Origin of the sequence: Francisella sp. Scap27 (genome assembly GCF_013394105.1) — a bacterium.
In the GTDB taxonomy this organism is placed as follows: Bacteria; Pseudomonadota; Gammaproteobacteria; order Francisellales; family Francisellaceae; genus Francisella; species Francisella adeliensis.
In genome coordinates this window covers 404,423-428,692 of the sequence record NZ_CP041326.1, presented here as the reverse complement: position 1 = coordinate 428,692, position 24,270 = coordinate 404,423, and the positions used below count along the sequence as shown (strand labels likewise).

The following is a 24,270-nucleotide window of genomic DNA, read 5'->3' as shown; positions in this document are numbered from 1 at the left end:
AAGTAATATGTTATATAAATCTGAAAATATCCAAATAAGAAATGCAAATAGGGATGATATAAAATTCATTCTGGAGTTGGAAGGTGATCCTGAAAATTCTTTATATATTGGTCAGTGGGATTATAAACAGCACATTCTAGCATTGGAAAGTGAAGATATTAAATATTTTATTATTCAAAATGATTTATCTCAAAAATGTGGTTATGCAATATTAACTGATTTGCAGAATAATAATAACTCTATTCATATTAAAAGAATTGCTATTGACCCTTTAAAGAATAATAAGGGATATGGAAAAAAAGCTTTTAAATTAATATTAGACTGGATTTTTGAAAACACTCAAGCACACAGAGTATGGTTGGATGTTAAAGACTTTAATGCTAGGGCTATTCATATATATCAATCTAACGGGTTTGTAATAGAAGGTACTTTAAGAGATTGCGAATTTAGCAATCTCAAAAAAGAATATGAATCATTTTATATAATGTCTATACTCCGAAGAGAATATGAAGAATTAAAATATGAATATCCAGAGTCAGTCAAAAAATAAATATAAAAGGCAATAGGCTTCCATTATTATGTTGAATTACTATAGTGGATTTAGTTTAAAACAATAAGTTAGGTTTTAGATGTCTGAAAAAAAATCTGAGCAATATTACACTGCGGGTAAAAATTTAGGCTTATTTACCTTAACAGCTACTCTTGTGATGACAGAGCTTAATACTTCGACCTTGATAGGCTTTTCTAGCTTAGGTTATATTTATGGCTTATCTGCTATATCTTTAGGTTTGGTTTTTCTTTTTGGCTTACTATTTTATGCTATTGTTGCTGCAAAGAAATGGAAAAATTTTAATGCAATAAGTGTTACAGAGTTTTTCTCAAAACGTTATGGTACTAAGTATGCTTTATTCGTAGCTGTATGTTTGTGGGTCGCGATGTTAGGCTTTGGAGCTAACTTTATTCACTCAATAACTATTTGTTTACAAGAAGTATTTCCAGAATACAATAAGTGGCTCTTAAGTGGTGTAGCCTGTTTGGTTATGGGATTATTTACTATCAAAGATGGATTAAAAGCTATCGTAAAGATAGATAGAATTAGTTTTGTTTTTTGCTTTCTGTTTTTTCTATATCTATTTTATAGTATGTACAATATGAGTTTTGAAACACTAACTACTCAAAATAATCCAGGTGTTGCTATACCAAAATCCTTTATACTTTCATTAACAATAATTACAGCTTTTACATATATATTGTCACCATGGTATGGGCAAAAAATATTCTCAGCTAAATCACCTAGGGTTGCATTTTATTCTGTTATTTTAACATCTTTTATAGTTGGCGGTTTATACGCTATAGCAGTATTTGCAACTGCTCAGTACAGAGAAGTTACTTTAGGAATAAATCCAGATTCGGCACTAATAAGCTTGGTTACACAATTGTTTCCTTTTTATGTGCAGTTTATGTTTTATGTGCTTTTGTTTTTTATAGCTTTAACAACAATTGCTGCTTTATGGAATACTATGGCATCAGTATTTTTTGCTCATGTGTCAGGAGTTAGAAGTACAAAGAAAAGTATAATAGTTGTGATTACTATAGCTTTACTGAGCTATGTTATTGCAAATGGCTTTATAGATCAGGTTTTAGATAAAATGCTGCTTTTCAATATCCCAATAGCAGCATTAGCTTTTAGTTTACTGTATGGTTTTTATGGTAGCAAATCAAACTTAGTAGGAGCAATATTAAGTACCGTTGTAGGTATTATAAGCTCATTGATATGTTATTTACTTTTAGATCAAGAAACCTTTGTGCTTTACTGGGCTGTATTATGTATACCACTTAGCTTTATATTTGGATATTTACCCACATTTTTTATAAATATAAATATAAATACTAAGTAAGTATGAAACTCTTGGATACTTTATTTACTAACTAAAATTATGTACCAGATTTATATTTAGTGCATAATATGAGTTAGTAAGAAAAGAATAAAGTTATTTTAGAGTATGGATATCAATCAAAAGATAAGACATTAGCTTCTTCAGTTTCGCCTATTTTTTTAGGGTTAACTGATTCATCATCTTCACCTTCATTTACACTGATCCCATAGCCAAATTCACGAGCATATATGCCTTGCTCTGTTTCTCTTGAGAAAACTTCAAGAATAGCTTCTACTGGTATTACAAGTGACATCAGTTCACCATCGAATGTTGCATCAAAAGTGATTTGCGTATCGCTGATGTTTGTGTTTAGAATAGCTTGAGGGGATAAATCAAGAAGAATTTTTTTATCCTCATCAATATAGTTTGCAGGGACTATTACACCGTCATATTCAGTATCAACTAAAACATATGGTGTAAAACCATGATCTACTAACCAATTATATGTAGCCTTAACTACATAAGATCTAAGCATAGCCATAATTAAGCTCCTTCTTTGATTGTCTTTATGAAGTTTGGTTCATTAAAAAGATCTTTTATCTCGGCAATGAGATTTTTATCTTTTGTTGGTATAGCTATTTTTAATTTAATAAAATAATAAAAAATAAAAGTTATTATCAGTGTTAAAACATTAACATTTTGAGCATCAGGATTGCTTTCTGCGTTAATCTCTCTTTCACTGACAACAGTCTTATAAGTACTTACAAGATCTTTTTGCATTACTTTTTTTATTTCATTAGCTTCTTCTTCACTTAAATTTTGTTCAGAAAGCTTAACTATATTTTGAAGATATTTTTTGTTCACATATTCAAGAAGTATACGCGCATTAGCTCGTTGTTTCGGAAATACTGGAAACATTGGAGGAAATGGGTATAAGTCTTCAACAGCCTCAATAAGTACTGCAAGTCTATATACTGCAAACTCATCAGTTGTTAGAGTAGGGATGTTGCAATTTGGAGTAATGATATTTAGTTCTTCAAGGTGCTTAGAGTTTTCTTCTTTAGAAACATCAATAAACTCAGCATTAGCTCCTTTGATAAGAAGAATCGTGCGCACTATATCGCTATAGATATCATCCTTTTTTGTGTATAAAACCAAAGGTTTATCCTCCTAGTAAATAATAAAAAGAATAGATATTGAAAAAATAATATAATAGATATATTAACGCTTAGAGAACTGTCTTCTTCTACGAGCTTTTCTAAGACCAGGTTTTTTACGCTCAACTTTACGAGAATCACGAGTTACAAAACCAGCTTCACGAAGAGAAGGTTTAAGATCTTCATCAAACTCAATAAGAGCTCTAGTTACACCAAGGCGAATTGCACCAGCTTGACCAGTAGTACCACCACCTTTAACTGTTACTTTGAAGTCAAAGTTTTCAGCGTTTTCAGTAAGAACTAGGGGTTGCTTAACAATCATGCAATCAGTTTCACGACATAAATACTGCTCTAATGGAAGACCATTAACGATAAATTGACCAGTACCTTTTTTCATAAATACACGAGCTACAGAACTTTTGCGACGACCTGTACCATAATTATAATCTGACATTTTTACCATCCTTTATTTAAATTGTGTGAGCTTTTGGTTGTTGAGCAGTATGTGGGTGATTTTCACCAGCATATACTTTTAACTTTTTGTACATAGCACGACCAAGAGGTGTTCTTGGCAACATACCTTTAACAGCTTTTTCAATAGCTCTTTCTGGATGGCTTGCGATTAGTTTTTCGAATGATATAGATTTAATACCACCGATAAAACCAGTGTGATGATAATAAGTTTTATCTTTTCTTTTGTTACCAGTTACAGCTACTTTTTCAGCATTTACGATAATAACATAATCACCTGTGTCCATATGTGGAGTATATTCAGGTTTGTTTTTACCTCTTAAGACCATAGCAACTTCTGTAGCTAGACGACCTAAAGTTTTATCTGTAGCATCAATCAAAAGCCATTCTCTTTTGATGTCTGATGGTTTTGCAGTAAACGTTTTCATCTTTTTTCCTTTGATTTATTGTTGTCAATTACTCAGTTTTAGCAAAAAATTTATTACTTGCAAGTTTATAAGCTTGCGTCCATTGAATTTTTTAGCACACCATATATTACATTTTTTTAGTCTGACTATCAAGTAATTAGGTATTTTTGTTGCAGATAAGTTTACCTGCTTGCTGGTTTGATCTTCTGATACAGTTTTCAATAGCTAATCTATCAAAGAAATTCCCCGTTATAAAAAGATTTTTATGTTTGGTAAGAGCATCCTCTAAATCTTTTATGAAAATATCATGGTTTTTGTTATAACAAGGGAGTGAATTCTGTTTTATATGGGTGTGAATTATATCTTTTGTTGATATGCCCAATACACTTGCAGCTTTATTTCTAATATTTTTCATTTCTAGGTTGGGCTGTGATTTACAGTGAAATACAATAGCTCTTAGATTTGGATGCTTAATTACATCGCGAGATACAGCGGAGTAGAAAAATTGTTCTTTACCTATCAAGCCAGCAATGTCTTTTATGTGCTTCAACTTATCTCTTGATACTACTATGCCAATGCTTGTTAGATGTGACATTTTAGGAGAGTATTGGTGGCTTGCTATGCTTGGTAATATTTCAGAAATTAGATTTTTAGTTATATTCCATGGAGTTGCTAAACAAATATTTTTCGCGTTGTAGGTGGCGTTGTTTGTCGTTATTAGCCACTGTTTATCATCAGTTTGAGATATTTTAAAAACTTCTCCTTTAACTAAGTTGACACTAGTGTTTTTAAATAAGTTGGATAACCCATCTTTAAAAGTAAAGCTTCTTGGAAAGGATGTATCTCGATCATATTTTTTAAATAAATATTTCATAGGAAAATCATCGCTATTTTGTGATAGCACAGCGCTAAAACAATATTTAAAAGTGTTATCGTAGTTCTTTTTACCAAAGACTTGGGATGCATACTGTTTTACAGTTTTATCATCCTTTGAGATTTTTCTATTAAGAATATAGCTTGGAACTAAAGTTAAGTAGTTGAGGTTACTAAAAATGCTCTGGATTTGGTTAGTCGGGGTTACCATCAAAAATGGTAGTTTTTTACGAGTAGCAATATCTTGCTGTATTTTGTTTTTTTTAATAAACTCTATAGTGTCTGAATAGGAGTTATATATTGTGTGAGCACCCATTTCAAACCAAAGGTCGTTGTATTGAGCGCTATAAATACATCCACCTATTTGCTCTTTTTCAATTACTATATTTTCAATATTTTCTTTGGTAAGTTTTTGAGAAAAGCTTACGCCGGATATACCTCCGCCGAGAATAACAGTGTTAATTTTTATCATTTTTGCCTATATTTTCTTTGTTTGGGAGTAGAATCCATAATTTGCCTTCATTATTCATATGACCAGCATTATATTCGGCTTGTTTACCATGTCCCCAAAAGACATCTCCTCGGACAGCACCTAAAATTGCTCCACCAGTATCTTGAGCTATCATAAGCCTATTTAGCGGAGATGTTTCTTCATGATTATTTTTGTAGTAGTTTGTTTCAAGCCACATTGGAACTCCGTAAGAATGAAACTTATCATCTATGGCCAGTGAGTAACCAGGAGTAAGCTCAACACCTTGAGCGCCAATTGCATTTTTGGCATTTAGATATCTAAAGAATACAAATGAGGGATCGTAGTTTAAAACTTTGTCAACTTGCCCCTTATTGTTTGATAGCCATTTTTTAATAGATTGCATAGACATATCTTTTCTAGATATATAATTCTTATCAAGGAGGTATCTACCAATAGGTTCATACTTATGACCATTTTGACTATCATAACCAACCAGTATATCTCCACTATCAGTCTCTATTCTTCCAGAGCCTTGTATTTGCAAGAATGTTCGATCAACTTTTGATTTAACCCAAACGAGTACATCTTTTTTGTTATAAAGATTTCCCTTAGATATTTCTGCTCTAGTATAATATGGAATAAATTTATCTCCCTTATATCGTCCATATTTAAAATCATCACCATCAGGAATTTTCACTAAGTCTTTTGGAGTTCTATATATTGGTACAGTATATTGGAGTGTTTTAACCAAGCTTCCTTTCATAGTTGGCTCATAGTAGCCTGTAAAAGTTCCTGTATCATCAGAGTTGTAGATTATCTGAAAAGGGGTGAAGTTTTCTTCAAAAAAAAGTTTAGCTTCTCCTTTGCTCTTTAGTTTTGTGACTATAGCCTTGTTGCAAACACTAATCCAACTTTTATATTTTGGCTTATTTTCTTCTAGTATTTTTTTACATGACTTCTTAAATGCATTAAATGATTTAAGCTGATTAGCATTATCCCAGTTTTTAAAGTCAGTAAATGATTCTGGCTTATACGTTATTTTATGTGAATTTTTTTTAGTAGGTGTCTGTTCAGGTGGTTTTGTTGATGAAAAAGTAGAGCAACTAGTAAGGCAGCTAGAAACAGTAATCGCAGTAGATACAAGTATACTTATCTTTTTAATAAGTTTCATTAGAACATTACCTTATAAATTTTCAATTTATTACTTGAAAAAACAGATGTTAAACACAATCTAGTAAATTGTAGTATTAACAGAACTAAAATAAAAGGCTAGTTTTATGAGCAATGAAAAAAAAGATAACTTAGAAGAAAAAATTCTTGAAACAGAACAAAAAGTAGAAGAGGTTAATGATGCAGATTCTGATGTTTTAGTACAAGAACAGCTTGAAAAGGCAAATGAAAAAATTGAAAGTATGCAGGATGAATATACTTCAATGAAAGAAGAGGTTTTAAGAGCTGCTGCTGAAGTTGAGAATATTCGCAAAAGAGCTGAAAGAGATGTTGCTAATGCACGTAAGTTTGGTATTGAGAAATTTGCAAAAGAGCTAATGCCTGTTACAGATAGTATTGACCAGGCCCTAAAGCATGAAGTAAAGCTTGAAGAGGCTGTTGCCATGAAAGAGGGTGTTGAAATGACGGCTAAAATGCTGCTGGATGTTTTAAAGAAAAATGGCTTAGAAGAATTGGATCCAATGGGTGAAAAATTTGATCCAAACTTTCATGAGGCAATGGCAATGGTGCCAAACCCAGGGCTTGAAGATAACACGGTTTTTGATGTTTTTCAGAAAGGATATCTGTTAAATGGTCGAGTGGTTAGGGCAGCAAAAGTAATAGTTGTAAAAAATTAAAAATATTTCTTGAAATATAATAAAGCATTGCCATATATATGATAAAGAATTTGTATTTGTAATAAAAATAAAATCACATAGGAGAATAACAAAATGGGAAAAATAATCGGAATAGATTTAGGAACTACTAACTCTTGTCTTGCAATTATGGATGGTAAGAGTGCTAAAGTAATAGAGAACGCAGAAGGTCATAGAACTACTCCTTCTGTTGTCGCTTATACAGATGGTGGAGAAATCTTAGTGGGTCAATCAGCTAAAAGACAAGCTGTAACAAACCCAGATGATACTTTCTTTGCTATAAAGAGATTAATCGGTCGTAAGTATGATGATAAGGCTGTTCAAAACGATATTAAAAAGAAAGTGCCTTATGCAGTAGTAAAAGCTGATAATGGCGATGCTTGGGTTTCTACTAAAGAAGGTAAGAAAATGGCTCCACCTCAAGTTTCTGCCGAAATTTTAAGAAAGATGAAAAAGACAGCGGAAGACTTTTTAGGTGAAACAGTTTCAGAAGCTGTAATTACTGTTCCAGCTTACTTCAATGACAGCCAAAGACAAGCTACTAAAGATGCTGGTAAAATTGCGGGCCTTGATGTTAAAAGAATCATCAATGAGCCAACTGCAGCAGCATTAGCTTATGGTGTAGACTCTAAGAAAGGTGAACAAACAGTAGCAGTATATGACTTAGGTGGTGGTACGTTTGATATATCTATCATTGAAATTGCTGATGTAGATGGCGATAACCAAATTGAAGTACTATCTACAAATGGTGATACTTTCCTTGGTGGTGAAGATTTTGATTTAGTTCTTATGGATTATTTGATTGATGAATTTAAGAAAGAACAAGGTATAGATCTTCATAATGATAAGTTAGCTCTTCAAAGAGTAAGAGAAGCAGCTGAGAAAGCTAAAGTGGAATTATCTTCTGCTCAGCAAACAGATGTAAACTTGCCTTATGTAACTGCAGATGCTACAGGTCCTAAGCATTTAAATGTAAAAATCACTAGAGCTAAATTTGAATCTTTAGTTGGTGATCTTGTAACTAGATCTTTAGAGCCATGTAAAAAAGCTTTAGAAGATGCTGGTTTAAGTAAGTCTGATATTACAGAGGTACTTTTAGTTGGTGGACAAACTCGTATGCCTCTAGTACAAGAAAAAGTAAAAGAATTTTTTGGTAAAGAGCCTCGTAAAGATGTAAACCCTGATGAAGCTGTAGCAGTTGGTGCGGCGATTCAAGGTGGTGTATTAGCTGGTGATGTAAAAGATGTATTACTTCTTGATGTAACTCCTCTTTCTGTAGGTATCGAAACTATGGGTGGTGTTATGACTAAGCTTATCGAGAGAAATACGACGATTCCTACTAAGAAATCACAAGTGTTCTCTACAGCAGAAGACAACCAACCTGCAGTAACTATCCATGTTATGCAGGGTGAAAGAGAAATGGCTTCAGCTAACAAGTCTCTAGGTAGATTTGATTTGGCTGATATTCCACCAGCACCGCGTGGGATGCCACAAATTGAAGTAACTTTTGATGTTGATGCTAACGGTATAATGAATGTATCTGCTAAAGATAAAGCTACTGGTAAAGAGCAAAACATTGTGATTAAGTCTTGTGGTGGTATATCTGAAGAAGAAATCGAAAAAATGGTACAAGATGCTGAAGCTAATGCAGATTCAGATAAGAAGTTTCAAGAGCTTGTAACTGTAAGAAATACTGCTGATAACTTAGTTCATAGCTCAAGAAAAGCTGTGAGTGAGTTAGGTGAGAAAGTTACAGAAGAAGAAAAGGAAAAAATTGAAGCTGCTTGTAAAGAACTTGAAGAAGTTCTGAAAAGCGATGATAAAGAAGCAATTGAAGCAAAAACTAAAGCATTAGAGGAAGTATTTACTCCTGTAGCACAAAAAGCTTATGCTGAGCAAGCGCAAGCTGCTGGCGGTGCAGAAGGTGCTCAACCTCAAGAAGAAGCTAAACAAGATGAAGATGTTGTTGATGCTGATTTTGAAGATGTTGATGATGCTAAAAAGTAATCTAGCTAATGGTTAATTAAATAATAAGGCACGGTTTATCCGTGCTTTTTTATTTGCTATAATGATGTGTCTTAAATTTTTAGGTTAAATAAAATGCAACAGAAATGTTACTATGAAACGCTTAGTGTCTCAAAGACAGCTAGCGGTGTAGAAATTAAGCGAGCATATAGAAAGCTTGCGATGAAGTATCATCCAGATAGGAACCCCGATGATAAAGATGCTGAAATTAAGTTTAAAGAAATTTCGGAAGCTTATGAAATACTTAGTGATGATCAAAAAAGATCTCGTTACGATCAGTTTGGACATGCTGGTGTAAATCAGCAAGCTGGCGGTGGTGGTCAAGGTTTTGGTGGTTTTGAAGATATCTTCGATACATTTTTTGGTGGCAGTGGTCAAAGAGGTGGTTCCTCAAGATCTAGACAGTCACGAGGTAGTGATCTTGAGTATACGCTTGAAATCTCTCTTGAAGAGGCGTTCAATGGTATAGAAAAAGAAATTAGTATACCAAGGATGGCTAACTGTGACTCATGTGACGGTACTGGTTCAAAGTCTAAAACTAAAGCTACTTGTCATGCTTGTCATGGTCAAGGCACTATACGCCGTCAGCAAGGTTTTTTTGCGTTTGAGCAAACTTGTCCTGTATGTAATGGTAGTGGCTCAAGTGTAGCTGATCCATGTGATGATTGTCATGGCAATGGTAAAGTTAAGAAGCAAAGAATTCTTAAGGTTAAAATACCTGCAGGTGTTGATAATGGTGATAGAGTTCGTCTTCAAGGTGAAGGCGATGTCGGATCAAATGGAACGATGAACGGTGACTTGTATGTACAGGTTATGGTTAAAAAACATAATATTTTTGAAAGAAAAGATATAAACTTATATTGTGAAATGCCAATATGTTTTACAACAGCATGTCTAGGTGGAACAATAAAAGTACCTACGCTAGATGGTGAAGTTGAATTAAAAGTAGTTCCAGAAACTCAGACTGATAAAGTATTTCGTTTGAGGGAAAAGGGGATGAAACCTCTTCGAGGACAAAGACGTGGTGATTTGTTGTGTAAAGTAGTTGTCGAAACACCTATAAATTTAAACTCAGATCAAAAAGAGCTTTTACAAAAGTTTGCCGAGAGTTTAGGTGAAGCATATGAAAGTAAACATTCTCCAAAAAGTAAAACATGGTTTGATAATGTTAAAGACTATGCTAAAAAGTTTTTTGATTAAGCTGGTATTGCTCAGACTATAACTATAACTATAACTATAACTATAACTATAACTATAACTATAACTATAACTATAACTATAACTATAACTATAACTATAACTATAGCTTTAGCAACTAGTTATACTAATTCTAAAACAAGCTAAAGTTTTCTAATCTTGTAAATGCTAGCTTTAACTCTTTAATTTTATTTCTTAAGTTCTAGTGTCTTTACACTATGCTTTAACTTTACTCTTTAAAATTTCATAGTAAAAATAAACTTCTATGCTATAATACTTTTGTAATTAAATTCACCTTCTCGAATATAATTACGGAGATTAAAAATGTTAAGAATTACACAAGAAGCAATCACATTCGATGATGTGCTTTTAAGCCCTAGATACTCAAATGTACTACCTCATGAGGTCTGTTTGAAAACAAACGTTACCAAAGATATTGAGTTAAATATCCCTTTAGTTTCAGCTGCTATGGATACTGTTACAGAATCAAGACTTGCTATTGCTATTGCTCAAGAAGGCGGTTTAGGTATTATTCATAAAAATATGTCTATCGAAGCTCAGGCTCAAGAAGTGAAAAAAGTTAAAAGATTTGAAAATGGTATGGTTATAGACCCTGTAACTATTAAATCTCATAGCTCGATAAGAGAAATTATGCAACTAGCTAGAGAACATAATTTTTCAGGTTTTCCTGTCGTTGATGATAATAATCAAACAGTTGGTATAGTTACTAAAAGGGATTTTAGATTTGCTAAAGACTTGGAAGAGCCTGTTAGCTCAATTATGACACCTAAAGGCAAGTTGGTAACTGTGCCAGAAAATGCTTCTCAAGGCTCAATCAAGAAAAAATTGCATGAGTATAAAATTGAGAAAGTTCTAGTTGTTGATGATAACGATCAGTTAGTAGGACTTATTACAACAAAAGATATTGAAAAATCTCAAAACAAACCTAATGCTTGTAAAGATTCTCTTGGTCGCTTGAGAGTCGGTGCTGCTGTTGGAACTGCTGCAAACACTAAAGATAGAGTTACAGCTCTTGCAAGAGAAGGTGTTGATGTAGTTGTAGTTGATACTGCTCATGGTCATTCTCAGGGTGTGCTAGATATGGTTAAATGGGTGAAAGAGAACTTCCCTCATATACAAGTTATCGGTGGTAATATTGCAACAGCTGAAGCAGCTAAGGATCTAATTAAAGCTGGAGCTGATGCTGTTAAAGTTGGTATTGGCCCTGGTTCAATATGTACTACGCGTATAGTTGCAGGTGTTGGAGTACCACAAATTAGTGCTATTTCAAATGTAGCAACTGCGTTAGAGGGTACCGGTGTCCCAGTAATAGCCGATGGTGGAATTAGGTTTTCTGGAGATGTTGCGAAAGCTATAGTTGCCGGTGCTTCTGTGATAATGGTTGGTGGAGTATTTGCAGGAACTGAAGAGTCTCCTGGTGAAGTTGAGCTTTTCCAAGGTCGCTCATATAAGTCATATCGTGGCATGGGTTCACTTGGTGCGATGGAGAAAGGTTCATCTGATAGATATTTCCAAGCAGATACGGATTCTAAAAAATTTGTACCAGAGGGTGTGGAAGGAAGAGTCCCGTATAAAGGTTTACTTGCTGCAGTCATTCATCAATTGATTGGTGGCGTAAGGTCAAGCATGGGTTACACTGGTTCAAAAAATATTCAAACTATGCGTACAGAACCAACATTTGTACAAATTACAGGTGCTGGTTTTAATGAGTCTCATGTACATAATGTTACGATCACTAAAGAGCCACCTAATTATCAGTCTTAATACATTCTAATTATCTCTATAAAACTGTATAATGCATAAAACATATATTTTATCCTAAAACTAGATGCATCCTGAACTTAAAAATACAGCGATACTTTTTTTAAATGGAAAAGTGGATGTTTCTTTTTGTGAAAACTATATTTCTGAAAATTTTCCTATGGAATCTGTATATTGTGCTGATGGGGCATATAATAAAGTAAAAGCTTCAGAGTTTATAAGTCCTAAAATAAAAAGAGTGATTGGAGATTTTGATTCATATAAAGCTGAGGACAATGATTTGTTTTTAGTTGATCACGATCAATATTCAACAGACTTTGAAAAATCGTTAGAATATTTGTTGAAGCTTAGATTTTCTAAAGTAGTAGTATTTGGAGCTTCAGAGGGTGAGATGGATCATTTTCTAGCAAATATGTCTATAGCAAAATTATATGCAGATAAAATAGCTATAGAGTTCGTTGATGGATATTCTCGATATTTTTTTATCCCTAAAAAATTCATGATTAAAGATGTTGAAGGGAAAATGTTTTCAATAATGCCTTTTGGCTGTGTTAAGAATATATATTATAATGGTTTGAAGTATCCATTGAATGGAGAAGATTTAGAATTTGGTGTGGCAACAGGTATTAGAAACTATGCTATAGAAAATGATGTAAATATATCCTACTCAAGTGGAAAAATTTTATTATTTATATCGCATAAAAAATATAAGGATCGCTTAAATGCAGTTTTGTAAAGATTTAAAAGAAAAGAGTTTAAACAATGTTAACCTGAAACAAGAGTTTGCTGATGACAGTAATCGTTTAGAAAAATTTTCTATAACTCATGAAGAAATTTTTTATGATTTTTCAAAAAACCTTATAAACGATGACGTTTTTACTAAACTTATAAACCTAGCTAATAATTCTGGGTTAAAAGCCAAAATTAAAGCGATGTTTAATGGTGAAAAGATTAACCTTACTGAAGATAGAGCAGTCTTACACACAGCATTGCGTAGCTCATCAGATATAGGTATATGTGTTGATGGTGAGGATGTTGCTAAAGAAGTACAGAAAGAAAAAGCTCGAGTAAAAGAGCTTGTTAGAAAAGTAACTACAGGTGAGTGGTTAGGATTTTCAGGTAAAAAAATAACAGATATAGTTAATATAGGTATTGGAGGATCTGACCTTGGTCCTAAAATGGTTGCAAGAGCACTAAAACCATATCACACAGATTTAAATATTCACTTTGTTTCAAATGTTGATGCAGATTCTCTTTTGCAAGCACTTCATGTAGTGCATCCTGAGACTACACTCTTCATTGTTGCATCTAAATCTTTTTCTACAGAAGAAACTCTTTTAAACTCTATGTCTGCGAGAGAGTGGTTACTTGATCATTATGAAAATGATAAAGCTGTAGCTAATCATTTTGTCGCAATCTCTAGTAAGCTTGATAAGGTTAAAGAGTTTGGTATAGACCTGGAACATTGCTATAAAATGTGGGACTGGGTTGGTGGCAGATACTCTCTGTGGTCATCTATCGGTATGTCGATAGCTTTTGCGGTAGGTTATGATAATTTTGAGAAACTTTTAGCTGGTGCTGAATCTGTAGATAAGCATTTTCAAGAAGCTAGTTTTGAGAAAAATATTCCAGTGATTATGGCTCTTTTAACAAATTTTTATGGTTGTGAATATAATGCTCAGTCTCAAGCATTGCTGCCGTATGATGAAAGATTATGTTACTTTATGGACTATCTACAACAAGCAGATATGGAGAGTAATGGTAAGTCAGTAAATCTTGCTGGTGAAACTGTTGACTATCAAACTGCAACAGTTCTTTGGGGTGGAGTTGGTACAAATGGTCAGCATGCTTTTCATCAGTTATTACATCAAGGTAATGTTTTCATACCAGTAGATTTTATTGCTGTGGCAAATAGTTATCATAAATACGATAATCATCAAGAAGCCTTGTTAGCAAACTGCTTTGCTCAGTCTCAGGCGCTAATGTTTGGACAATCATATCAAATGGTATATAATGAGCTGTTAAAATCTGGTATGACAGATGTAGAAGCTAAAAAAATAGCCCCTCATAAAGTCATACCTGGCAATAGGCCTAGTAGTACGATTCTTCTAGAGGAGTTAAATCCTTATAACTTGGGTGCATTGATTGCTTTGTATGAGCATAAGATATTTGTCCAAGGTGTATTGTGGGACATAAATAGTTACGATCAATGGGGTGTTGAGCTTGGTAAAAAGCTTGGTAAAAATATCTTGAAAGCTATGGAAGATATGGACTCGAATGAATTTAAAGAGTTAGACCAATCAACTAAAAATTTAATAGCTAAGGTAAATAGGTAGGATGATTAATAGTAAAAGAAAAGGTTTTTCATTAGTAGAGTTGATGGTAGTAATAGCTATTATGACTATATTAATGATGGCTGCAATAAGCTCTTTTACTTTCTACTATAAAACGTTTGCTCAAACACGACTGACTAATTTACAGAAATTAATTGAATTTTCTGTTATTAAAGCTAGAACAGATGGTACTACGGTTATTATATGTGCTGTAACATCTGATAGTTTAAATAGTGTTGGTAAACTTGATGAAAATAATTTGCAATGTTTAAACTCTTCAGACTGGGGAGATAGTCCAATAGTTGCATTTGAAAGTGCAGATGGTACTGCAAACTATACTGCAGCAGATGATTCTGTAATAGCAAACCTAGCTGAAGGACATAACGAACATATTTATTTAAATTTTAATACAGGTAATGAAATAGAGATAAAGCCAAATGGTTTTATGGTTAATGGTAATGGTAATGTTGTTTATTGTGATAGGGATAATAAATATCAGGCGGCACTGATTACAAATATAGTCGGTAGAACAATATATACAGATGAAGCAACTAGAAACGGAACAACTTTTACTTGTAGTAGTTAGTTTTTTATTTTTATAAAGGAGAAAATAATGTCAAACGATAGAATACCAATGACTCCAGCGGGAGAAAGTGCTTTAAGAGAAGAGTTGAATCAACTTAAAAAAGTTGAAAGACCAACAATAATAACTGCAATAGCAGATGCTCGAGATCATGGTGATTTGAAAGAAAATGCTGAGTATCATGCAGCTCGTGAAAGACAGGGTATTATCGAAGGACGTATTAAAGATATTGAAGCTAAGCTTTCAAATGCTCAGGTAATAGATGTTACTAAGTTAAATGTGAATGGTATGGTTGTCTTTGGAGCTACAGTTACAGTGATGAATATAAAAACTGAAGAAGAGACAACTTATCAGATCGTAGGTGAAGATGAAGCAGATATTGAGCACAATAAAATATCAGTAATAGCACCTTTAGCAAGATCTCTAATAAAGAAAGAAGAAGGAGATGAGTTTGTTCTTGACACTCCTAAAGGTAAAGTTACTTACGAAGTCGTTGAAGTGCAGTATATCTAAATCTATCTTTCCTCAAAACTATTTTAAGTCTATCTATGAAAAAAATTATCATTAATGGTGCTAAAACACATAATCTTAAAAATATTGATGTTGAAATACCTAGGGATAAACTTACTGTAATTACAGGTTTAAGTGGTTCAGGTAAGTCATCATTAGCATTCGATACTCTTTATGCTGAAGGGCAAAGAAGGTATGTGGAATCACTATCATCTTATGCTAGACAATTTTTGTCAATGATGGATAAGCCAGAGGTTGAGCATATAGAAGGGCTTTCACCAGCAATATCTATAGATCAAAAAACGACTTCACATAATCCTCGTTCTACAGTTGGAACTGTAACTGAAATTTATGACTATCTAAGAGTGTTTTTTGCTAGAGCGGGAAGTCCAAAGTGTCCTACTCATCAGATAGAGTTAAAAGCACAAACTGTTAGCCAAATGGTTGATAAAATTTTAGAGTTTGATGATAGTGCGAGGCTTATGATATTGGCACCAGTTGTGTCTGAGAAAAAGGGAACGCATAATACCTTAATGGAAAAAATTCTTTCCCAAGGATATATAAGAGTACGTATAAATGGCGAGTTTTATAATCTTGATGAAGAGCACCCAGAATTAGATCGTTATAAAAAACATAATATAGATGTAGTTGTCGATCGCTTTAAACCTAAAAAAGATAATGACCAACGTATAGCTGAATCTATAGAAACGGCTTTAGACTTGGGTAATGGTATTATTAAAGTTGCAAATATGAATGAAGAAGATTTTCAAGATGTATTATTTTCTTCAAAGCATGCTTGCCCACTATGTAATTTTGCATTAAAAGAGTTAACACCGAGAATATTCTCATTCAATAGTCCTTTAGGAGCTTGTACAAGTTGTGATGGACTAGGTGTTAAAGAATTTTTTGATGAACAAAAAGTTATTGTTGATAAATCATTATCGTTGAAAGCTGGCGCAATAGTTAAGTGGAGTAAGGGTAATCAATACTATTATTCCCAATTAGAATCCTTGGCAAAGCATTATAAGTTCTCTTTAGAAACCCCTTTTGAAAAGCTTTCGACAGAATTACAAAACATCATACTTTATGGTTCTGGTAATGAAATTATAGAAATGACTATCGACTCAATTCGTGGTGGAAGACAAACTAGGGCGAAAACTTTTGAGGGAGTTATTCCTCATTTTGAGCGTCGATATTATGAGTCAGATTCAGATATGGTCAAAAAAGACCTTTATGAATATATGAGTAACCTTAAATGTAAAACTTGTGGTGGAGCTAGGGTTGGTGAGTTTGCTCGTAATATTTTTATAGCTGAAAAAAATATTGCAGATATTTGTGCGTTATCTATTGAGGATTTATTGAGTTGGCTTGATGGATTAAAGTTTGTTGGACAACAGCAAAAAATAGCAGAAAACCTTCTTAAAGAGATAAAGCTTCGTGTTACATTTTTACAAAATGTCGGACTTGAGTATTTATCTCTTTCTCGTCAAGCAGATACTTTGTCTGGTGGTGAGGCTCAAAGGATACGATTAGCAAGTCAAATTGGTGCGGGATTAGTTGGTGTGATGTATATCCTTGATGAACCATCTATAGGGCTTCATCAAAGAGATAACCAACGACTACTTGATGCTTTGCATAACCTTAAAAACTTAGGTAATACCGTAATTGTTGTTGAGCATGATGAAGATGCGATTAAACAAGCTGATTTTGTGATTGATATGGGGCCTATGGCTGGTGTTCATGGCGGTGAGGTTGTTGCTGCAGGGACATATGATACTATTATCAAAAACAAAAAATCACTTACGGCAGACTATTTAAGTGGTCGTAAAAAAATTGAAGTTCCTGAGAAAAGATTAAAAGCTAAAAGTAATAATTATCTTGAAATTAAAGGAGCTACAGGTAACAATCTTCATGGCAATGATTTAAAAATCCCTATGGGAGTACTTACTTGTGTAACAGGTGTATCAGGCTCTGGTAAATCTACGCTAATAAATAAAACCCTATATCCATTAGCATCAAGACTTTTAAATAGAAGTAGCTTAGTATCAATGGAATATAAGTCTCATAAAGGTTTTAATCATTTAGATAAAGTTATAGATATTGACCAGTCACCAATTGGAAGAACTCCAAGATCAAACCCTGCAACTTATACAGGTGTATTTACACCGATTAGAGAAATGTTTGCTGCAACAGCTGAATCTCGAGCGAGAGGCTATAGCCCTGGTAGATTCAGTTTTAATGTGAGAGGTGGTCGGTGTGAAGCTTGCCAAGGCGATGGTGTAATCAAAGTTGAAATGCACTTTTTAGCAGATGTATATGTCGCTTGTGATGTATGTAATGGCAAGCGCTATAATCGTGAAACTTTGTCTGTTCAGTATAAAGGTAAAAATATTTACGAAGTACTTGATATGACAGTTGAGGAAGGTTTGAAATTTTATGATGCTGTACCAAGCATTAAAAGCAAGCTCGAAGCATTGATGAGTGTAGGACTTTCTTATATAAAATTAGGTCAAAGTGCTACTACACTTTCTGGTGGTGAAGCTCAACGAGTGAAATTAGCAAAAGAGCTAGCAAAACGCTCGACAGGCAAGACTTTATATATAATGGATGAGCCTACAACAGGACTTCATTTTTATGATATTCATCAGTTGCTTAAAGTTATTACAAGCTTGCGTGATAAAGGTAATACTGTGATTATCATTGAGCATAATCTTGATGTGATAAAAATGGCAGATTGGCTAATAGATCTTGGACCAGAGGGCGGTAATAAGGGTGGACAAATAATATTTGAAGGAGTACCTGAAGATATTATAAAATGTAAAGAATCTTATACTGGGAAATATCTTCAAGATATGTTGTAATTAATTTTATAACTAAATAAATTAAAAATGCTTAATTTTTATCGTATAGATATAAAACGACTAGCTAAAAAGCATTTTTTTTAATATAGTATACTAGTCAAAAATCAATTTAATTTCTAAAATTAAAAGGGCATAAATAAACAATATGGCAGATAAAAACGACAATAAGAACAATATGATGAAAAATATTGTTTTTTGGATCTTAATTATTGGTGGTATGTTACTACTATTTAATGGTGTAAATGAATCGACTAATTCTTCAAAGAGCATTAATTACTCAACATTTGTATCAAAGTTAAAAGATAATGGCATTACTTCTGTAGATGTTGATGGGAGAACAATAACTGGAAAGACAAGCTCTGGTGAAGATTTTGTAACATACGCACCTTTACTAGATAGTAGTCTTGTAAATAAGCTTGAAGATAGCAAAACAGCAATTAAGGCTAAAGCACCACAAAAACCTAATTTATTTGTGGCGTTTTTACTTAACTGGCTACCTATGCTGCTTATATTTGGTTTCTTCATCTTTATGATGATGAAAGCTGGCGGCGGGGGAAAGGGAGGTCCTTTCTCTGTAGGTAAAAGTAAAGCTAAGCTGCTAGGCGAAGATCAAATCAAAGTAACTCTTGATGATGTGGCTGGTGTAGAAGAAGCAAAAGAAGAAGTTGGCGAGATAGTTGACTTCTTACGTGAGCCTAAAAAGTATGAAAAAATTGGTGGTAAAATACCAAAAGGTGTACTTATGGTTGGACCTCCTGGTACTGGTAAAACTCTTCTTGCAAGAGCTATTGCTGGAGAAGCTAAAGTACCATTTTTCTCAATTTCAGGTTCAGATTTTGTTGAGATGTTTGTTGGTGTTGGTGCTTCAAGAGTACGAGACATGTTTGAACAAGCAAAGAAAAAAGCTCCATGCTTGGTATTTATTGATGAGATAGATGCAGTTGGTCGTCATCGTGGCTCAGGTATGGGTGGTGGTAATGATGAGCGTGAGCAAACTCTTAACCAACTACTTGTAGAAATGGATGGTTTTGCAGATAATGAAGGTGTAATTGTAATTGCTGCTACTAACAGACCAGATGTACTAGATAATGCACTTTTAAGACCTGGTCGTTTTGATAGACAAGTAAATGTAGGCTTACCGACAGTTAAAGGTCGTGAAGCTATACTTAAAGTTCACATGAAGAAAATCACTACAGGTGATGATATTAGAGCGGATTGGATTGCTCGTGGAACACCTGGCTTTTCTGGTGCTGAGCTTGCAAACCTTGTAAATGAAGCTGCTTTATTTGCTGCACGTGAATCAAAAGAAGTTGTAACAATGGCGGAATTTGAGCAAGCAAAAGATAAGATATTGATGGGATCTGAAAGAAGATCTATGGCAATGACTGAGAAAGAGAAAAAGCTTACAGCTTATCATGAAGCAGGTCATGCTATTATTGGTAGATTGATGCCGGAACATGATCCTGTATATAAAGTTAGTATTATCCCACGAGGTCGTGCTTTAGGTGTTACTATGTATATGCCGGATGGTGATACTGTGAGTCAAAGTAGACTTATTCTTCAAGGTAGATTATGTAGTATTTTCGGTGGTAGATTAGCTGAGGAACTTATATTTGGTTATGATCATGTAACTACTGGTGCATCTAATGATATACAAGTGGCTACAGATATAGCTAGAAATTATGTGGCCAAATGGGGTTTATCTGATGCTATGGGTACTATTTTGTACGACGTGGAAGATGATGGGCCATTTGGTGGAAGTGGCGGTAAGTCTGCTAAACTTTCTGATAATACCCTTCAAGAAGTTGATAAAGAGGTTCGCAAGCTTATAGATTCTAGTTATGCTAGAGCTAAAAAAGTACTTGAAGAAAATGTTGATATACTTCACTCTATGTCTGAAGCACTGATGAAATATGAAACTATAGATGCTATGCAAGTTGATGACTTGATGGAGCGTCGTGAAGTTAGAGAACCTGGTGATTATGGGGATAGTTATAAGCCTAAAGAAGAGGGTGTTGTAGTAGCTCCAGAAATTGAAGAAATAAAAAATGATGAAAACAATCAAGATTAATTAGTTTAAAATAGAGTAGCGAGGAATAAGTCATGTCATTACCAACCCCACATATAGAAGTTGCAAATAAAGATCAGTTTGCTAAAACAGTAATTATGCCAGGAGATCCACTAAGAGCTAGGTTTATAGCAGAGAACTACCTTGAAAATGTAGAAAAGATTAATAATGTAAGGAATATGTTTGCATATACTGGAACATTTAAAGGTCATAAAGTAAGTGTAATGGGCTCAGGAATGGGTATGCCAAGTATGGGTATATATGCAAATGAGTTATTTAAGGACTATGATGTTGATAGTATTATCCGTATAGGATCATGTGGTTCATATGATGCTGATTATAAAGTTTATGATGTGGTGCTTATTGAAGAGGCTTATGGAGAATCTGACTTTATTGAGATTGTAACAGGCAAGAAGGTTAAAGATATCAAACCTAGCAGTTTGTTAAACAAAGCTCTTGAAACATCTGCTAAACAACAAAATACAGAATTAAAAAAAGTTAAAGCACACTGTACAGATGTGTTTTATAGAAAAAACTTTAATGATTTTGTATCTATCAATAAAGAGCATAATTGCCAAGTAGTTGAGATGGAAACAGCAGCTTTATTTTCAGTTGCTAAAGCGTTAGGTAAGAAAGCATCTGCTATAATGACTATATCAGATTGTTTAGTAACAGGTCAGACAACAACATCAGAAGAAAGACAAGATACTTTTACTAAAATGATGGAAGTTGCCTTAGGAACTTTAGAATTATAATTTTTTAATCAAACTTTAACCACTCTTTCTGTAATGGTTTTTATATTTATTTCTAATGATTCAGACTATCTAAAACATTTGTTTATCTTTGAGTAAGTTTTATATTAATTATAGAGTTTAATATTTTGCTATTAAATAACTAGTTTTAGATTTTATATTTGGTATTATCAAAAAACATACTATATTAACTTAATTATTACGCTTATGTTTTTTAGAAAAAATATAAATTTCAGACTAATTTTAGCATTATTTTTGCTTATCCCCTCTGTATTACTTGCTTCACAAAAAGAGTACTATATCCAAACTTTTGATTCTGGGTTTGGAGGTTTCTTTACAGCTAAAGCCATAGAAGAAAAAGCAAAAGAGGTTGTTAAAGATTATGATGTATCATTTAAAATTTCACATTTAGGTGATACAAAAAATGCTCCCTATGGAGAAAAAGAGCCAGAAGCTATTGGTTTCTTTACAGCATTTAATCTTAGTGATATTTTCCAAGCTGGGACTCCAGATATGACTTTTGTTGCATGTAATACAGCATCAACAAGAAGAAATCAGGCAAATAGCATCATTGATTCTATGTATGGCGATTCTAAAAGTAAGAGTATATCTTATGTTATCTCAGCATCGACTAATCGCGTCAAAAACTTGCTAAAACCTGTACTATCCAAGCAAAATGTAGCAAATATATCTATAATATCAACCCCAGCAACATTGAAATCAAAAGCTTATCCAGAGGCTTTAGCAAAACTTTATGGTGGAAAATTAACATCACAGAAGATTACAAAAATAGTCCAAGATAGATGGTATAAGAAAAATACAAAAGAAAATATAACATCTCTAACTAGAGTAAGTACCATTGAATTTGGCAATAAAAAGATATTTATCTATCAGCTTGCTCCTGCAAACTGGGTTGATCTTATTGAGCATGGAGCATCAAAGAAAGTAAAAGAAGAAATAGTTTTCCGTGATTTGAATTTATTAAAAAGTATAATTCCAGCAGGTACAAAAATTGATGTATTTGGTGAGTTTTGCACGCACTATCCTGTAGTTGATAGTATTATAAAAAATGATACTAAGGGAGTTAAGACAGATAAAACTCAATATATATTACAAGGGCCTTTAATGGCTAATCTCTTCTTAGAAAGACTTAAACCAGAAATACAGCAGTATAAAAGACAAACACCTCTAACAGATGGTGATGAACTACAAAAACTATATAAAGAACTAAAACCATCAATTGTAGTTACTGGTGATAATGTAAAAGAAACAAGAGAGTTAGTAAACACTATATTCCATGATAACAATCAAACAAAGATAGTATCTAGTAATCCATAATTATCATCTAACCTCAGGCGTTTTGTACCTATCAATAAAGAGTATAACTGCCAAGTAGTTGCGATGGAAGCAGCTGTTTTATTTTCAGTTGCTAAAGCATTAGATAACAAAGCATCTGCTATAATGATTATAGACTATATCAGATTGTTTAGTAACAACTTAGACAACATCAGAAGAAAGATAAGATACTTTTACTGAAATGATGGAAGTTGCCTTAGGAACTTTAGAACTGTAGTTTTAAATCAAAATTTAGATTTCTCTTTTCTGTAGAAGCACTTTATAACAAATAGTTATTCCTAACCATATAATTATTATTGCAAGAAGAGCAATTGCTATACTACCAAACAAGCTAAAAAATAATTTTGCTTGGGTAGTTAAATCATGTGCTTTTGATATATCTTGTTCTGCTGAAAGTTGAGCTAATTTAGCTGAGCTAAGTTCAGCAATGCTACTTGTATAGAGTGTATATAGTGCGGCCATAAAACCTGCATATTTTGCTCCACCTGCTTTTGTGATGTTTGATAGTGCTATAGGGTTTATGAATAGCTCTGCTGCACCAAGTAAAGAAATAGATATAGCTACCCATATAATTGAACTTTTTCCTGTGGCTGTTGCTAAGTATGCTGAAAAAGCTAGTAGTGAAAATGAAAGAAACTGTAATATAAAACCAAAAGAAAAGCGCATCATCTGTTTGTAGTTTTGAGCAGGTTTGTTTTTCTGCCATGCAATTGAGATGATGACTCCAAGAATAATTATAGTTAAAGGGTTAATACATATCAATACAGAGGCTGGTATTGTAAACCCAGCTATTTGGGAGGAGATGTTTCTATCTATGAATACTTCAAATGAAGTGAATATCATATCATCAAAAACCCAAAATAATAGAGCAAAAATAATGAATGGAATTGCAAATAAAAGTTTTGAACGATACTGTTTATTTTTCACTATTAAAGCTATAAATGCGATTGTAGCTATTATGGATACGCTACTAACAAGATATGTTTCATATTCATTTTGAATAACTAATACTGCAACAGCAATAATACAAAAACTAATCAAGGCTATAAATAGACCTTTCAATAATCTTTTTATATGATTCTCACTATAGTTTGGTATAACATTTGGTATGTGTTTTGAGCCTGCTATAAAGATTAATATACCAATCAACATACCTACACCAGCTATACTAAAACCATACTCATAGCCAAACATATATGCTACATATCCACAAATTATTGGTGCAAGAGTACCTCCAGCATTACCACCTAGGTATAGTAATATAAACCCGCTATCTCGCTTAGGATGATCTTCAGGGTAAAGTTGATTTACTAAGCATGCAATATTACTTTCAAAGTATCCAAAGCCACAAATTATAAACGCAAGAGCTACAAAAAATAAATCGTTAGGATCTAATCCTAGAATGAAATGCCCACATGTCATAAGTAGACCTCCTAAGATAAGAGCATTTCTAAAACCAAGTATTTTATCTGCAATTACACCACCTAATAATGGAGCTAAGTATGCTAATGCTGTAAAAGCCCCATATATTGCATAAGAATAGTGATCAGTAAATTTAAGTTGGTTTATTAAATATAGTACAAATATAGCTCTCATACCGTAAAAACTAAAATATTCAAACATATAGAGTATGCTTACGAACCATATTCCTTTAGGGTGTTTATTGCTATGAACTTCCATT

At 33.3% G+C, this 24,270-nt stretch carries 21 protein-coding genes; 14 read left to right on the top strand and 7 right to left on the bottom strand.

Features of this window, described 5'->3' with window-relative positions; all coding sequences use genetic code 11:
• Positions 1-7: 7 nt before the first annotated feature.
• Both FLM55_RS02020 and FLM55_RS02015 read left to right on the top strand, forming a co-directional pair.
• Positions 8-550 carry a GNAT family N-acetyltransferase gene (locus FLM55_RS02020; RefSeq protein ID WP_178947780.1) on the top strand — a complete coding sequence of 181 codons (543 nt, stop codon included), beginning with the start codon at positions 8-10 and terminating at the stop codon, positions 548-550.
• A 79-nt stretch (positions 551-629) separates the two neighbouring features.
• Positions 630-1,898, top strand: a complete 1,269-nt coding sequence (locus tag FLM55_RS02015) for a sodium:solute symporter (RefSeq protein WP_178947779.1) — start codon at positions 630-632, stop codon at positions 1,896-1,898.
• 112 nt (positions 1,899-2,010) lie between these two features.
• Here the strand turns inward: FLM55_RS02015 and FLM55_RS02010 are convergent, their stop codons facing one another.
• The 6 genes from FLM55_RS02010 to FLM55_RS01985 form a co-directional block, all read right to left on the bottom strand.
• Positions 2,011-2,418 (bottom strand): ClpXP protease specificity-enhancing factor, encoded by a 408-nt coding sequence (locus FLM55_RS02010; RefSeq protein ID WP_178947778.1) that lies wholly within the window; start codon positions 2,416-2,418, stop codon positions 2,011-2,013.
• Between the two features lie 2 nt (positions 2,419-2,420).
• Positions 2,421-3,035, bottom strand: coding sequence for a glutathione S-transferase N-terminal domain-containing protein (locus FLM55_RS02005; RefSeq protein ID WP_112869808.1), 615 nt, complete (start codon positions 3,033-3,035; stop codon positions 2,421-2,423).
• Positions 3,036-3,098: 63 nt separating this feature from the next.
• Entirely contained in the window at positions 3,099-3,488 is a 390-nt protein-coding gene (gene rpsI, locus FLM55_RS02000) for a 30S ribosomal protein S9 (protein WP_112869809.1), read from the bottom strand.
• Between the two features lie 16 nt (positions 3,489-3,504).
• Positions 3,505-3,933, bottom strand: coding sequence for a 50S ribosomal protein L13 (gene rplM / locus FLM55_RS01995; protein ID WP_178947777.1), 429 nt, complete (start codon positions 3,931-3,933; stop codon positions 3,505-3,507).
• A 136-nt stretch (positions 3,934-4,069) separates the two neighbouring features.
• Positions 4,070-5,257 (bottom strand): NAD(P)-binding protein, encoded by a 1,188-nt coding sequence (locus FLM55_RS01990; RefSeq protein WP_178947776.1) that lies wholly within the window; start codon positions 5,255-5,257, stop codon positions 4,070-4,072.
• Positions 5,244-6,428: a murein transglycosylase A gene (locus FLM55_RS01985; protein ID WP_178947775.1), complete on the bottom strand. Its 1,185-nt coding sequence runs from the start codon at positions 6,426-6,428 to the stop codon at positions 5,244-5,246. Before FLM55_RS01985 ends, FLM55_RS01990 begins: the two co-directional genes overlap by 14 nt.
• A gap of 106 nt (positions 6,429-6,534) precedes the next feature.
• Between FLM55_RS01985 and grpE the strand changes: the two genes are divergently transcribed.
• From grpE to FLM55_RS01925, 12 genes are all read left to right on the top strand, one after another.
• Positions 6,535-7,104: a nucleotide exchange factor GrpE gene (grpE, locus tag FLM55_RS01980; RefSeq protein ID WP_178947774.1), complete on the top strand. Its 570-nt coding sequence runs from the start codon at positions 6,535-6,537 to the stop codon at positions 7,102-7,104.
• Between the two features lie 93 nt (positions 7,105-7,197).
• Positions 7,198-9,129, top strand: coding sequence for a molecular chaperone DnaK (gene dnaK / locus FLM55_RS01975; RefSeq protein ID WP_178947773.1), 1,932 nt, complete (start codon positions 7,198-7,200; stop codon positions 9,127-9,129).
• A 93-nt stretch (positions 9,130-9,222) separates the two neighbouring features.
• Positions 9,223-10,347: a molecular chaperone DnaJ gene (gene dnaJ, locus FLM55_RS01970; RefSeq protein ID WP_178947772.1), complete on the top strand. Its 1,125-nt coding sequence runs from the start codon at positions 9,223-9,225 to the stop codon at positions 10,345-10,347.
• A gap of 321 nt (positions 10,348-10,668) precedes the next feature.
• On the top strand, positions 10,669-12,129 hold the full coding sequence (gene guaB / locus FLM55_RS01965) for an IMP dehydrogenase (RefSeq protein WP_178947771.1): 1,461 nt from the start codon (positions 10,669-10,671) through the stop codon (positions 12,127-12,129).
• Between the two features lie 64 nt (positions 12,130-12,193).
• Positions 12,194-12,862: a thiamine diphosphokinase gene (locus tag FLM55_RS01960; RefSeq protein ID WP_178947770.1), complete on the top strand. Its 669-nt coding sequence runs from the start codon at positions 12,194-12,196 to the stop codon at positions 12,860-12,862.
• A complete protein-coding gene (gene pgi, locus FLM55_RS01955) occupies positions 12,849-14,462 on the top strand; it encodes a glucose-6-phosphate isomerase (protein WP_178947769.1) in 1,614 nt (537 codons plus the stop codon). Before FLM55_RS01960 ends, pgi begins: the two co-directional genes overlap by 14 nt.
• A 1-nt stretch (position 14,463) precedes the next feature.
• Positions 14,464-15,045, top strand: coding sequence for a Tfp pilus assembly protein FimT/FimU (locus FLM55_RS01950; RefSeq protein WP_178947768.1), 582 nt, complete (start codon positions 14,464-14,466; stop codon positions 15,043-15,045).
• A gap of 27 nt (positions 15,046-15,072) precedes the next feature.
• Positions 15,073-15,555 carry a transcription elongation factor GreA gene (gene greA, locus FLM55_RS01945; protein WP_178947767.1) on the top strand — a complete coding sequence of 161 codons (483 nt, stop codon included), beginning with the start codon at positions 15,073-15,075 and terminating at the stop codon, positions 15,553-15,555.
• A 35-nt stretch (positions 15,556-15,590) separates the two neighbouring features.
• A complete protein-coding gene (gene uvrA / locus FLM55_RS01940) occupies positions 15,591-18,413 on the top strand; it encodes an excinuclease ABC subunit UvrA (RefSeq protein WP_178947766.1) in 2,823 nt (940 codons plus the stop codon).
• A 145-nt stretch (positions 18,414-18,558) separates the two neighbouring features.
• Positions 18,559-20,484, top strand: a complete 1,926-nt coding sequence (ftsH, locus tag FLM55_RS01935) for an ATP-dependent zinc metalloprotease FtsH (protein ID WP_162699195.1) — start codon at positions 18,559-18,561, stop codon at positions 20,482-20,484.
• A 32-nt stretch (positions 20,485-20,516) separates the two neighbouring features.
• Positions 20,517-21,236: a purine-nucleoside phosphorylase gene (deoD, locus tag FLM55_RS01930; RefSeq protein ID WP_178947765.1), complete on the top strand. Its 720-nt coding sequence runs from the start codon at positions 20,517-20,519 to the stop codon at positions 21,234-21,236.
• 204 nt (positions 21,237-21,440) lie between these two features.
• Positions 21,441-22,571, top strand: a complete 1,131-nt coding sequence (locus tag FLM55_RS01925) for a hypothetical protein (RefSeq protein ID WP_178947764.1) — start codon at positions 21,441-21,443, stop codon at positions 22,569-22,571.
• A 249-nt stretch (positions 22,572-22,820) separates the two neighbouring features.
• Here FLM55_RS01925 and FLM55_RS01920 read toward each other — a convergent pair whose 3' ends face one another.
• Complete coding sequence (locus FLM55_RS01920) at positions 22,821-24,269, bottom strand: peptide MFS transporter (RefSeq protein WP_178947763.1); 1,449 nt, start codon at positions 24,267-24,269, stop codon at positions 22,821-22,823.
• Position 24,270: the final 1 nt, after the last annotated feature.

Bases quoted from the DNA above. Each gene is read 5' to 3' on its own strand.
- FLM55_RS01960 (WP_178947770.1), top strand. From the start codon at position 12,194: ATGCATCCTGAACTTAAAAATACAGCGATACTTTTTTTAAATGGAAAA.
- FLM55_RS02015 (WP_178947779.1), top strand. From the start codon at position 630: ATGTCTGAAAAAAAATCTGAGCAATATTACACTGCGGGTAAAAATTTA.
- FLM55_RS01990 (WP_178947776.1), bottom strand. From the start codon at position 5,257: ATGATAAAAATTAACACTGTTATTCTCGGCGGAGGTATATCCGGCGTA.
- greA (WP_178947767.1), top strand. From the start codon at position 15,073: ATGTCAAACGATAGAATACCAATGACTCCAGCGGGAGAAAGTGCTTTA.
- dnaK (WP_178947773.1), top strand. From the start codon at position 7,198: ATGGGAAAAATAATCGGAATAGATTTAGGAACTACTAACTCTTGTCTT.
- FLM55_RS01925 (WP_178947764.1), top strand. From the start codon at position 21,441: ATGTTTTTTAGAAAAAATATAAATTTCAGACTAATTTTAGCATTATTT.
- guaB (WP_178947771.1), top strand. From the start codon at position 10,669: ATGTTAAGAATTACACAAGAAGCAATCACATTCGATGATGTGCTTTTA.
- FLM55_RS02020 (WP_178947780.1), top strand. From the start codon at position 8: ATGTTATATAAATCTGAAAATATCCAAATAAGAAATGCAAATAGGGAT.
- FLM55_RS02010 (WP_178947778.1), bottom strand. From the start codon at position 2,418: ATGGCTATGCTTAGATCTTATGTAGTTAAGGCTACATATAATTGGTTA.
- rplM (WP_178947777.1), bottom strand. From the start codon at position 3,933: ATGAAAACGTTTACTGCAAAACCATCAGACATCAAAAGAGAATGGCTT.
- uvrA (WP_178947766.1), top strand. From the start codon at position 15,591: ATGAAAAAAATTATCATTAATGGTGCTAAAACACATAATCTTAAAAAT.
- FLM55_RS01920 (WP_178947763.1), bottom strand. From the start codon at position 24,269: ATGGAAGTTCATAGCAATAAACACCCTAAAGGAATATGGTTCGTAAGC.
- ftsH (WP_162699195.1), top strand. From the start codon at position 18,559: ATGGCAGATAAAAACGACAATAAGAACAATATGATGAAAAATATTGTT.
- FLM55_RS01950 (WP_178947768.1), top strand. From the start codon at position 14,464: ATGATTAATAGTAAAAGAAAAGGTTTTTCATTAGTAGAGTTGATGGTA.
- grpE (WP_178947774.1), top strand. From the start codon at position 6,535: ATGAGCAATGAAAAAAAAGATAACTTAGAAGAAAAAATTCTTGAAACA.
- dnaJ (WP_178947772.1), top strand. From the start codon at position 9,223: ATGCAACAGAAATGTTACTATGAAACGCTTAGTGTCTCAAAGACAGCT.
- pgi (WP_178947769.1), top strand. From the start codon at position 12,849: ATGCAGTTTTGTAAAGATTTAAAAGAAAAGAGTTTAAACAATGTTAAC.
- rpsI (WP_112869809.1), bottom strand. From the start codon at position 3,488: ATGTCAGATTATAATTATGGTACAGGTCGTCGCAAAAGTTCTGTAGCT.
- FLM55_RS01985 (WP_178947775.1), bottom strand. From the start codon at position 6,428: ATGAAACTTATTAAAAAGATAAGTATACTTGTATCTACTGCGATTACT.
- deoD (WP_178947765.1), top strand. From the start codon at position 20,517: ATGTCATTACCAACCCCACATATAGAAGTTGCAAATAAAGATCAGTTT.